Annotated in this window: 8 protein-coding genes; 5 read left to right on the top strand and 3 right to left on the bottom strand. The window is 59.4% G+C overall.

What is annotated here, in order from left to right:
* Window positions 1-108: 108 nt before the first annotated feature.
* From AC3ISI_RS12700 to AC3ISI_RS12690, 3 genes are all read left to right on the top strand, one after another.
* On the top strand, window positions 109-867 hold the full coding sequence (locus tag AC3ISI_RS12700) for a PIG-L deacetylase family protein (RefSeq protein WP_489337266.1): 759 nt from the start codon (window positions 109-111) through the stop codon (window positions 865-867).
* A gap of 120 nt (window positions 868-987) precedes the next feature.
* Window positions 988-1,776 carry an endonuclease/exonuclease/phosphatase family protein gene (locus AC3ISI_RS12695; RefSeq protein ID WP_489337265.1) on the top strand — a complete coding sequence of 263 codons (789 nt, stop codon included), beginning with the start codon at window positions 988-990 and terminating at the stop codon, window positions 1,774-1,776.
* A 315-nt stretch (window positions 1,777-2,091) separates the two neighbouring features.
* Window positions 2,092-3,165, top strand: coding sequence for an autotransporter domain-containing protein (locus AC3ISI_RS12690; RefSeq protein WP_489337264.1), 1,074 nt, complete (start codon window positions 2,092-2,094; stop codon window positions 3,163-3,165).
* A 134-nt stretch (window positions 3,166-3,299) separates the two neighbouring features.
* On the opposite strand, the gene glgB is transcribed toward AC3ISI_RS12690, so the two are convergent.
* The 3 genes from glgB to AC3ISI_RS12675 all read right to left on the bottom strand — a co-directional run bounded on the left by glgB (window position 3,300) and on the right by AC3ISI_RS12675 (window position 11,019).
* Window positions 3,300-5,531, bottom strand: a complete 2,232-nt coding sequence (gene glgB, locus AC3ISI_RS12685; RefSeq protein WP_489337263.1) for a 1,4-alpha-glucan branching protein GlgB — start codon at window positions 5,529-5,531, stop codon at window positions 3,300-3,302.
* Between the two features lie 2 nt (window positions 5,532-5,533).
* Window positions 5,534-8,875, bottom strand: coding sequence for a maltose alpha-D-glucosyltransferase (treS, locus tag AC3ISI_RS12680; protein ID WP_489337262.1), 3,342 nt, complete (start codon window positions 8,873-8,875; stop codon window positions 5,534-5,536).
* Between the two features lie 149 nt (window positions 8,876-9,024).
* Window positions 9,025-11,019: an alpha-1,4-glucan--maltose-1-phosphate maltosyltransferase gene (locus AC3ISI_RS12675; RefSeq protein ID WP_489337261.1), complete on the bottom strand. Its 1,995-nt coding sequence runs from the start codon at window positions 11,017-11,019 to the stop codon at window positions 9,025-9,027.
* Between the two features lie 197 nt (window positions 11,020-11,216).
* On the opposite strand from AC3ISI_RS12675, the gene AC3ISI_RS12670 reads away from it, so the two are divergent.
* Together AC3ISI_RS12670 and AC3ISI_RS12665 are read left to right on the top strand one after the other, a co-directional pair.
* Window positions 11,217-11,381 carry a hypothetical protein gene (locus tag AC3ISI_RS12670; protein WP_489337260.1) on the top strand — a complete coding sequence of 55 codons (165 nt, stop codon included), beginning with the start codon at window positions 11,217-11,219 and terminating at the stop codon, window positions 11,379-11,381.
* Window positions 11,382-11,534: 153 nt separating this feature from the next.
* Window positions 11,535-11,768 (top strand): DUF3203 family protein, encoded by a 234-nt coding sequence (locus AC3ISI_RS12665; RefSeq protein ID WP_489337259.1) that lies wholly within the window; start codon window positions 11,535-11,537, stop codon window positions 11,766-11,768.
* The last annotated feature ends 38 nt before the right edge of the window (window positions 11,769-11,806 follow it).

Here is an 11,806-nt window from a genome sequence, read left to right as displayed (position 1 = left end):
TGAAACCGCCACGCGACGAATAGCGATACATAAGCAATACTCTGTTCGCGACAATCCAAGGTACGGAACGTTGCACATTGCTATCAAACAAAACAAGGACGTAGGCCGATGAAACCCCTCTCTATCATCGACAGCAGCCAGCCAGGACAAATCTGGAACAGCGCGCTGCAACTGGACAACATCCCCGTCATCAATACCCAGACCCTGGTCCCCGCCGGCGCACGCGCCGTGGTGATTGCGCCGCATCCCGGCGACGAAGTGGTCAGCTGTGGCGGCCTGCTGCAGCTGCTTGCAAACCTGGGTCATCCGCTGCAATTGATCTCGGTCACCGATGGCAGTGCCAGCCAGCCGGGTTCACAACAGTGGTCGGAAAAGCGCCTGAGCGTGTTTCGTGGCCAGGAAAGCGTCGAGGCCCTGCGTCGGCTGGGCTTGCCCATGCACAGCCTGAAATGGATTCGTGGTGGCTTCACTGACTTCACCTTGGCCGAGCAGGAGGCACAACTGACCCAATTCATCTCCCGCTACTTGCGGCCTGGCGATGTAGTGTTCAGCGTCTGGCGCGAAGACGGCACGCCGGATCACGACGCCGTCGGCCGAGCCAGCGCCGTTGCGGCGAGCAGGGTCGGTGCGGCGTTCCATGAAGTGCCTGTCTGGGCCTGGCACTGGCCGGTTCGAGACCAGGGCCTCCTGCCTTGGCACCGCGCACGCAAAGTACGCCTCGACACCTGGACCGTCGCGCGTAAAAGCCACGCCACCCACGCCTACGCCAGCCAGCTCGACGGTGAACCGGCCCTCGGCATCGCTCCCCTGCTGCCCCGAGTGCTCTTGGACCGTATGCGATTGCCCTATGAAATTGTCTTCGTCTGAGACTATCCCTGTGTGGGAGCGAGCAGGCTCGCTCCCACATTGGTTTGGTGTCGCTTAGACTGAACTGCCCGCCGCCGCATCAGTCGCATGCATAAGCAGGCCAGATTCAGAGGAGCACACGTGACCAGCGATTCCGAGCAACGGGCCACGCTGAACCCGTCCCCGGCGATCCATCGCCTCAGGGTGCTGACGGTCAACACTCACAAGGGCTTCACCGCCTTCAACCGGCGCTTCATCCTCCCGGAGCTGCGCGAAGCTGTGCGCAGTACGGCGGCGGATCTGGTGTTCCTTCAGGAAGTGGTGGGAGAACACGATCGGCATTCTTCCCGTTACTACAACTGGCCACAGACCTCGCAATACGAATTTCTCGCCGACAGTATGTGGAGTGATTTCGCGTATGGACGCAATGCGGTCTACCCCGACGGCCACCACGGCAATGCCCTGCTGTCGAAATACCCGATCCGCGAATTTCGTAACCTGGACGTGTCGATCACCGGCCCCGAACGCCGTGGGTTGTTGCATTGTGTGCTGGAGGTGCCGGGGCATGCGCAAGTCCATGCGATTTGCGTGCACCTGAGTCTGCTCGAAAGTCATCGCCAGTTGCAGCTGCAACTGCTCTGCTTATTGCTCGAATCCCTGCCTGACGATGCCCCGGTGATCATCGCGGGTGACTTCAACGATTGGCAGCTGCAAGGCAACGCCGCACTCGCTCGACGAGACTACCTGCATGAGGCGTTCGAACGCCACGACGGGCGCCCGGCCAAAACCTACCCGGCACGCTTTCCATTGTTGCGTCTGGACCGGGTTTACCTGCGTAACGCCAGCAGCCATGAACCACGAATTCTCAGTCATAAACCCTGGACGCACTTGTCGGATCATTTGCCGTTGGCCGTCGAAGTGCACCTCTAGCAACCGAATCAAAAGGCTCTGGATCGCGGTTTTTTTGACGCATCATCGAACAAACAAGAACTTAGATCAGCGTCGGAAATCAGTCACTTGTAACACCTAAAATACCAGTACCACTTATCGATCATTTTCTTGACGCGCTGTCAACGGTCTTCTTAGCTACACCTTACTACCCCCGAAGTACCATCAGGGGGCACCCCCCAGACACCCGCCAATCCGGGCGCCCACAGGCTTGCCCCCATTCATTCGGCCGCCCCTCATTCGGGGTAGGAGAGACGCCACAGCGAGAGACCCCATGCGATTGCAAGGTAGACCCCCATGAAAACGTCATTCACCCAACAAGAGATCAAAGTCACTTTTTGCACTGTTACAAGCTCTATCTTGCTGTGTTCCACCCTGGAGGCCCAGGCGGGACCGACGGAAGAAGAAGTCGCCCCGTGGTATCGCCAGGATGTTTCGATACTGACCTTGGCAACCACCACCATCACCGCCCCCTCACCCGGCCACTTCAGAGCCGCGTCCGATACAACTAGCTCACACCTGACCATCGAAGACGAAGCACCTTCAACCTGGGACCAGATGTACGGTCAACCGTCGCGACAAGCGCAGACCGATTTCCAGTCACTAGGATCTTCGATTCCTGGCACCACAGAATTCAAAGGTCCGGCGGTCCTCACCTTGCAGAGCGGTAGTGGTCATACCCAAAAGGTCGGGCTGATCGGCGGCACCACCCATTTAGAAGGCAATGGCAACGGCTTGCTGACCAGTCGAGCCTTGGCCAACCCCGACCACGACACCCTCAACCTCCAAGGCGAGAGCCTCGGCGCTTACTGGAGCCTGATCGGCCCTCAAGGCTGGCACGTGGATTTGACCGCCAGTGGTGGCCGGGTCAACGGATACAGCCTTAACAGCCAGGGCGAACGGCAGGTCACTGAAGGCACGGCGATGACATTGTCGGTGGAAGGCGGCTTCCCGATCGGCCTGGGCAAGAACTGGGTGGTCGAACCCCAGGCGCAGTTAATCAATCAGCGCATTACCCTGGATATGCCGTATGCCGGCTCGGGGAATGCGTCATCGAACGACATCACATCCTGGAGCGGACGGGTCGGCGCACGATTGAAAGGCAGTTACGATATCAATGGCCTGGGCGTCGAACCCTACGTACGGACTAACTTGTGGCACACCGTGAACACCGGCAATACCGTGACTCTCGACCAGGTCGACAAGATCAGCAGCAGCCGCAATTCTTCGACGGTTGAATTAGGGTTGGGGTTGGTCGCCAGGGTCACGCCCACAGTGAGTTTGTACGTCAGCGCGGATTACAGCAGTGATGTGGATGACAATGATTTGAATGGGTTGATTGGGAGTTTGGGGGTGCGGATGCGGTGGTGAGCGCCTGACTTCTAGACTTGTATTGTCTGGTCTGAAGCTATCGCGAGCCGGCTCGCTCCCACAGTGGTTTTGTGCCGAATGCAAAACCCATGTGGGAGCGAGCCTGCTCGCGATTGCAGCGACCCGGTGTCAGATCAACCCTCAGGCCGCAAAATCAACACCGCCAGCGGAGGTAGATTCAACACCAGTGAAAGCGCCTGTCCATGGCTCGGTGCCTCCTCGGTCAATGCCCCGCCACTGTTGCCATAGTTGGAGCCGGCATACATCGCCGCATCGCTGTTGATCACCTCGGTCCAGCGCCCGGCAAACGGTACGCCGACGCGATAACCCTCACGTGGCACCGGGGTGAAGTTGGCCACGACCAGTACCGGCCGACCCTCCTTGCTCCAGCGCAGCCACGCGTACACGCTGTTGATCGCATCGTCGCCGATCAGCCACTGGAAGCCTTGCGGGACATCATCCTGCTCATGCAGCGCCGGTTCTTCGCGGTACAGCCGATTGAGGTCACCGACCAGTTTCTGCACCCCTTTGTGTTCGGGGTATTGCAACAAATACCAGTCCAATTGCTGATCGTGATTCCACTCGCGCCACTGACCGAATTCGCAGCCCATGAACAACAGCTTCTTGCCAGGGTGCGTCCACATGAAGCTCAAGTACGCGCGCAAATTGGCAAATTTCTGCCAACGGTCGCCGGGCATTTTGTCGATCAATGAATGCTTGCCGTGGACCACTTCATCGTGGGAAATCGGCAGGATGAAACGCTCGGACCAGGCGTACACCAGGCCAAAACTCAGTTCGTTATGGTGATGGGCGCGGTACACCGGATCCTGCTGGATGTAATGCAACGAATCGTGCATCCAGCCCATGTTCCACTTGTAGGCAAAGCCCAAACCGCCCTGTTGCGTGCTCTGGCTGACACCCGGCCACGCCGTGGACTCTTCGGCGATGACCAGCGCACCGGGTGCCTCCAGCGCCACCACGTCGTTGAGGTGCCGCAAAAAGTCGATGGCTTCGAGGTTTTCCCGACCGCCATGGCGGTTCGGTACCCATTCGCCGGCCTTGCGCGAGTAATCGCGATAGAGCATCGACGCCACGGCATCGACGCGCAGGCCATCGACATGGAAATGCTTGAGCCAGTGCAATCCCGAAGCCAGCATGTAACCGTGCACTTCGGTGCGCCCCAGGTTGTAGATCAGCGTGTCCCAGTCCTGATGAAAACCTTCCAGCGGATTGCCATATTCGTACAGCGCCGTGCCATCGAATTGCGCCATGCCGTGGACGTCAGTGGGGAAATGCGCCGGCACCCAGTCGAGAATCACCCCGATTTCCGCCTGGTGGCAGGCGTTGACGAACGCGGCAAAGTCATCCGGTGAACCGTATCGGGCGCTCGGGGCGAATTGCGACAGCAATTGATAACCCCAAGAGCCGCCGAACGGGTGCTCCATGATCGGCATCAGTTCGATGTGGGTGAACCCCAAATCCTTCACATACGGAATCAGCCGCTCACCCAACTCGGGCCAGGTGTACTGACGGGCGACTTCGCCCAGGTCGTCCAGTTCGCATTGCCAGGAACCGGCGTGCAATTCGTAGATCGACAGCGGCGCGGTCGGTCGCTGACGTTCGCCACGCGATTGCATCCACGCCTGATCCTGCCACTCGATGGACAGCGGTGAGGCGACCTTTGAGGCCGTATCTGGCGGCAAGGTGGTGGCCAGCGCCATCGGGTCAGCTTTAAGCGGCAAAATACCGTGGCTGCCAAGGATTTCGTATTTGTAGGCGTCCCCTGCTCTCAGGCGTGGGATGAACAGCTCCCAGACTCCGGTCGGGTGACGCAAACGCATTGGATGGCGGCGACCGTCCCAGTTGTTGAAATCACCGACCACCGACACGCGCTTGGCGTTGGGTGCCCACACGGCGAAACGCACGCCGTCGACACCCTCGACTGTCTTCAGCTGCGCGCCGAGGCAGCTGCTCAGGTCGCGGTGATTGCCTTCGGCGAACAGGTACAAGTCCATCTCACCGAGCAGCGGGCCAAAGCTGTAAGGGTCTTCGCTGATTTGCTCACCGCCGGCCCAACGGGTGCGCAGTAGATATGGCCGGGCCTGTTCGAGGTGCCCGACAAACAGCCCCGGTGTGTGGGTGGCTTGCAGATTGCCGAGTTCTTCCCCGGAATCTCTGGCCAACACCTGCACGCTCAACGCATCAGGCAAATACGCTCGAATGAATTGCCCGTCGGCGCCATCGCCATGGGGCCCCAGAATTGCAAAAGGGTCGTGATGTTCGGCGCGCACCAACGCGTCGATGTCCCGCGCTCTGGGCAGCAATGCCTCTTTAGCGTGACCCTGTTCCTTGTTCGAGAAACTCATGACTACTCTCCACCAAGTTCGGAAAAGGGTTTAAGCCCACTTAATAATCCATACAAGCCGTGCAAAGGCACCGGCAGCCAAGTGGGTCGATTTTCGGCCTCATACGCCACTTCATAGGCCGCCTTCTCCAGACCGAACAACGCCAGCGCGGCGTCCTCGCCCTCCGGATCTTGCCACGCATGAGCAAGACTAGCTGCCGCCAGCCGATAAGCGTCAACAAATGCCTGTTTTGCTTCAAAAAGGTAGCGCTCGGCGACCCGCTGACGGGCAGCCTGGGCCTGGGCCGTGTTGTCGACGTTATGCACATTAATCGTCATCGCAGCGGCGTAATCGAAAGAACGCAACACCCCGCTGACGTCCTTGTACGGGCTGTGCTTGCCCCGCCGTTCACGCAGCGGCCGCGCCGGCTCGCCCTCAAAATCGATCAGGTAGGCATCGCCCTTGATCACCAGCACCTGGCCCAGGTGCAAGTCGCCGTGAACACGGATGCGCAAGCCACCGGCGGCTTTCTTGCCGAGTTCCTGCACATGGCTGAGGATGGCTTTTTTGTGGTCCTGTAAACGACTGACCAAGGTCTGGTCCGCCGGGCTCAGTTCGTTCAGATGTTGCTTGAGCAACTTAAGTGCGTGCTCCAGCTGCGCTGCCACGTCCTTGGCCGAGGCCTGCGCCTCTTTCTGGGTGGTGATTTGCGGGGCGAAGTCCGGGTCTTTGGTCGGAGCGGCCAGTACCTGGTGCATTTCCCCCAGACGCTGGCCGAGCATGCCGGCAAAATCCTTCAACTCACCGAGTGCGTTGTAGTGCTGTTCCTGCTCGGACATGGCATCGGCCAACTCGTCTCGCAGCGCGCGTTCAAGGTTGTTCTGGGTCCATTCCCAGGCATCGCCCTGATTGCTCAAATAGCCCTGAGCGATCATCAACAAGGTGTCCTCGCCTTGCTCGTCGCGGCGCACCACCGAACCCAGCAGCGGCGAAATATTGCGGAACCCCGCGCGGGTCAGGTACGCACTCATTTCCAGTTCCGGGTGCACGCCTGAGGCGAGTTTGCGGATCAGCTTGAGCACCAGGCTGTTGCCGATCACCACCGAACTGTTGGACTGCTCGGCGGACAGATAACGCACCGGTGACGCTTGCGTCAGTCCCAGTTTCGCCAGCTCTGCTGTAGGCTCGAAACGGATGTCGCCCGCGCTCGATGGCAAGACGGTGTCGTTCTGCATGCCTTGCAACACAGCATGGATAAACGGTTCGAGGCTGAAGGCATCGGTGATCAAACCCACCTGACGTCCACGGCGCACCCGCGACAACGCCAACTGCTGAGGCAGCGCCGCGCCGACCTGATCTTCGGGAATAAAGCCCAATGGCAGCTGATAGCGGTGAGTCTGGCCCGCGCTGGTGACGTCAATTTCGCTCAACAGCACCGGGTACAGCGGATCGCCGAAGCGCACGCCGTAGGCCAGGTTGACCTGTTCGATGGCCACATCCTTGCCGGCAAACCAGCGGCGATTCTGCAGCCAGTTCGGCAGAATGCCTTGTTCCAGCGTGTCACGGGACGGAGTTTCGAGCAGCTCTTCCATGCGCTGTTTCAACACCAGCGTGGTGAAGTCCGGCAGGCTTTGCGCCGGCTCCACGTGCCAGCTCGGCATCTGGTTTTCCGCCGCGAGCCCGAACCAATAGAAGCCGTAAGGCGCCAGGGTCAGGAGGAAATTCAACTGGCCAATCGGCGGGAAGGCGTTACCGCCGAGCATCTCCACCGGCACCATGCCGACGTACGCCGACAAATCGAGTTCCGCCGCTTGTGCGCTGCGCGAGACGTTGGCCACGCACAGGATGATTTCGTGCTTGCCGTCAGCCCCGGTGAATTCACGGGTATAGGCCAGAATTCGGCGGTTGCTCGGCGAGAGCATTTTCAGCGTGCCGCGCCCGAACGCCTTGGACTGTTTGCGCACGGCAAGCATGCGCCGGGTCCAGTTGAGCAGCGAATGCGGATCGCCGGCCTGGGTTTCGACGTTGACCGACAGGTAGCCGTATTGCGGGTCCATGATCGGTGGCAGCACCAGGCTGGCCGGATCGGCGCGCGAGAACCCGCCGTTACGGTCAATCGACCACTGCATCGGCGTGCGCACGCCATCTCGGTCACCGAGGTAGATGTTGTCGCCCATGCCGATTTCATCGCCGTAATACAGGGTCGGCGTGCCGGGCATCGACAGCAGCAAACTGTTGAGCAGTTCCACGCGCCGCCGATCACGCTCCACCAGTGGCGCCAGTCGGCGGCGAATCCCCAGGTTGATCCGCGCCCGACGGTCGGCCGCGTAGTAATTCCACAGGTAATCGCGCTCCTTGTCGGTGACCATTTCCAGGGTCAGCTCATCGTGATTGCGCAGGAAAATCGCCCACTGACAATTGGCCGGGATCTCCGGGGTCTGGCGCAGGATATCGGTGATCGGGAAGCGATCCTCCTGGGCCAGCGCCATGTACATGCGCGGCATCAACGGGAAGTGAAAGGCCATGTGGCATTCGTCGCCATTCAGGCCCTTTTTGTCGGTGGCACCAAAGTACAGTTGCGTGTCTTCCGGCCATTGATTGGCTTCGGCCAGCAGCATGCGGTCCGGGTAATTGGCGTCGATCTCGGCGCGGATCTGCTTCAGGACGTCGTGGGTCTCGGGGAGGTTTTCGTTGTTGGTGCCCTCACGTTCGATCAGGTACGGAATGGCATCCAGCCGCAAACCGTCGATGCCCATGTCCAGCCAGTAGCGCATGACCGAGAGCACGGCTTTCATGACCTGTGGGTTATCGAAATTGAGGTCCGGCTGGTGGGAGTAGAAACGGTGCCAGAAGTACTGGCCGGCCACCGGGTCCCAGGTCCAGTTGGATTTCTCGGTGTCGAGAAAGATGATGCGCGTGCCGTCGTACTTTTGATCGTCATCGGACCAGACGTAGAAGTCCCGCGCCGCTGAGCCGGGTTTGGCCTTGCGCGCACGCTGGAACCAGGCGTGCTGGTCCGAAGTGTGGTTGATGACCAGTTCGGTAATCACCCGCAGGCCACGCTTGTGCGCCTCGGCAATGAAACGCTTGGCGTCGGCCATCGTGCCGTAATCGGCGTGCACGCCGCGGTACTCGGCAATGTCGTAGCCATCGTCACGGCGCGGCGAGGGGTAGAACGGCAACAGCCAGATGGTATTGACGCCGAGGTCGGCAATGTAATCAAGTTTGGCGATCAGGCCGGGGAAGTCGCCGATTCCGTCGTTATTGGAGTCGAAAAACGACTTGACGTGAACCTGGTAGATCACTGCGTCCTTGTACCAGAGCGGGTCTTTGATGAAGGTGGCTGCTTTGGGTTTCTTCGCCATTTGAAACTCCTGTTGAATTCGAAAAAGCCGCTGAGCCGATCACCAACCCTGTGGGAGCGAGCCTGCTCGCGAAGGCGATTGAACATTCAACAACTGTGTTGCCTGACAATTAGCTTTCGCGAGCAGGCTCGCTCCCACAGGTTTTGCATCTACGCGGTAATCCGCCAGATCCCGAATGGCTGGTAGGCCGGGTCAATGCGCATGAACTGGTACTTGCCATACCAGGTCCAGCGGTGGCCGTTCATCAAGTCTTCACCCTGGGTGCTGGCGTCGTCGGGTAAGCCCATTTCCCATAGCGGCAATTCGAAATTGGCTTCCTGAACGTTATGCGGATCCAGACTGACCGCCACCAGAATGAAGTTGCTGCCGTCGGCGCTGCGTTTGCCGAAATACAGAATGTTATCGTTCCACGCGTTGTAGACCTTCAGGCCCAGGTGTGTGTGCAGGGCCGGGTTCTGCCGGCGGATGCGGTTGAGCTGCGCGATCTCGGCAATGATGTTGCCTGGCGCGTTGAAATCCCGTGGGCGAATCTCGTACTTTTCGGAGTCGAGGTATTCCTCTTTGCCTGGGATCGGTGCCGACTCACACAGTTCAAAACCCGAGTACATGCCCCACAGGCCAGAACCCATGGTCGCCAACACTGCGCGGATCAAAAAGCCGGCGCGCCCGGACTCATGCAAAAAAAACGGGTTGATGTCCGGCGTATTGACGAAGAAGTTCGGCCGGTAGCATTCACGCCACGGCGATTCATTGAGCTCGGTGAAATACGTCGCCAGCTCATGCTTGGTGTTACGCCAAGTGAAATAGGTGTAGCTCTGGGAATAACCGACCTTGCCCAGCCGCGCCATCATCGCCGGCGTGGTAAAGGCTTCGGCGAGGAAGATCACCTCCGGATACAGGGCGCGCACATCGGCAATCAGCCACTGCCAGAACGGCAGCGGTTTGGTATGAGGGTTGTCGACGCGAAAGATCTTCACACCCTCTTCGACCCAACCGACCACGATGTCACGCAGCTCTACCCACAGGCTCGGAATGGCCTCGGTGGCGTAGAAGTCGACGTTGACGATGTCCTGGTATTTTTTCGGCGGATTTTCGGCGTATTTGATCGTGCCGTCCGGCCGCCAATTGAACCAGCCGGGGTGCTGTTGCAGCCAGGGGTGGTCCTGGGAACACTGAATCGCAAAATCGAGGGCGATTTCAATCCCGTAGTCCGCCGCCGTGGCGACCAGGCGACGGAAGTCGTCGCGGGTGCCGAGCTGCGAGTGAATCGCCTCATGCCCGCCCTCTTCGCTGCCAATCGCATAGGGACTACCGGGATCTTCGGGACCGGCGGTCAGGGAATTGTTCGGACCTTTGCGGAAACTGCGGCCGATCGGGTGGATTGGCGGGAAGTACAGGACGTCGAACCCCATGTCCTGAATCATCGGCAACCGCGCATGCACATCATTGAACGTGCCGTGACGGGCGGGATTATCAGTGATCGAGCGCGGAAACAGTTCATACCAACTGGCGAACTGCGCCAGTTCCCGTTCGACATCCAACGGGTATTCCGGGCTCAGGCTCACAAAGGCGTGATGATCGACCTGAGCCATCAGCTCGGCGCTACGCTGGTGCAGAAACAGTGCCACCTGCTCGTTTTCGAGCAAACCGGACAGCTCATGGTGCAGGGCCGCCAGTTGTTCGCTCAACCCGCCTTCGCTGCGCTCGGCCGCCTGCTGGACCTGAGTGCGTCCTTCCTGCAATTCAAGACTGACGGGAACACGCGCGGCGTGCTTCTTCTCCAGTTCATAACAGAAGCTGGCGAACTGATCGATCCAGGCCTCGATGCAGTACAGATAGCGCCCCTGACGCTCGACACGGAACTGACCTTGCCAGCCGTTGTTGCCCACGTCCGCCATGACTGCGCTTTGCCAGATGTCATCGCCCTCAGCCCGCCAGCGCACCCGCACGGCCAGTTTGTCGTGGCCATCGGCAAACACTTTGCAGGTGACCAGCACGTCCTGGCCCACTACGGATTTGACGGCGAACTGTCCGCCATCAAGGGTCGGCTGGGTGTTTTCAATCGCGATTCGCGGCAGTAATAAAGCCTGCGAAAGCGGCATGTGAGGGTTGTAATTGAGCTCTGTCGGTTTTGCAGCAGTCATCGAGCATCTCTCCTTTACGCCCCATGGACGCTCTTGTACCGGGTGTTCCCTGAATAGACTCACTTAGGTTGGGAGCCACCGGATTGGCTAAAAGTTCAGAGGGATTTGCCTTGGCGTTTGCGGGGGAATCAATTTCCGCGTCGGGAGGTCAACTCACTTAAGCACGACTTACGCCATGTGCCACTGGAGGCTTGAAAATGAGTATTCCAATCCCTGCCGAGACGCCTGACCCGAACATCGACAGCCCGGTCATTCCACCGACCGAGCCGGAACCTGTGCCTGAGCAAGATCCGCCTGGCACCACAGCACCACCCCGGGAAGAACCGCCGAGCACGATGCCGCCGGTGATTGTGAAGCCGTGATCATTACAATTTACCGGGTGCAGACCACTCCACGCGGGAACCTTGCACGGGTTGTTAAAGGATGGTCCGCGCCGACCATTAATCGGTTGCACCGAACGATGGCCATTGAGTACGTCCTAACGCTTACGTACTCGCAGAAAAAAGGACCTCACCATGACCGTGCGCATCGAAAACGAGACCTGCTTCTTCACCACCGAAACCGGCGAGGAAATTCGCCTATGCCCTGACGTCACCATCGTCACTGACTCGGAAAAATCCATGTCAGCGGTGGACGTCGATGGCCGGCGTATCTACATCACCGAAGCAGAAGCCGACGCATTGACCGTAGCAGGCGCGGTCGACGGTCGCCGGCATTTGAAGGCCACGGACAGTGATTCGGTGATTTGACTGACGCTGATCAACAAGAGCTGTACAGGCGCGGTATA

The sequence above is a fragment of the Pseudomonas sp. GL_139_B genome, from assembly GCF_057834475.1.
This window is presented reverse-complemented; position numbering and strand designations above follow the sequence as displayed.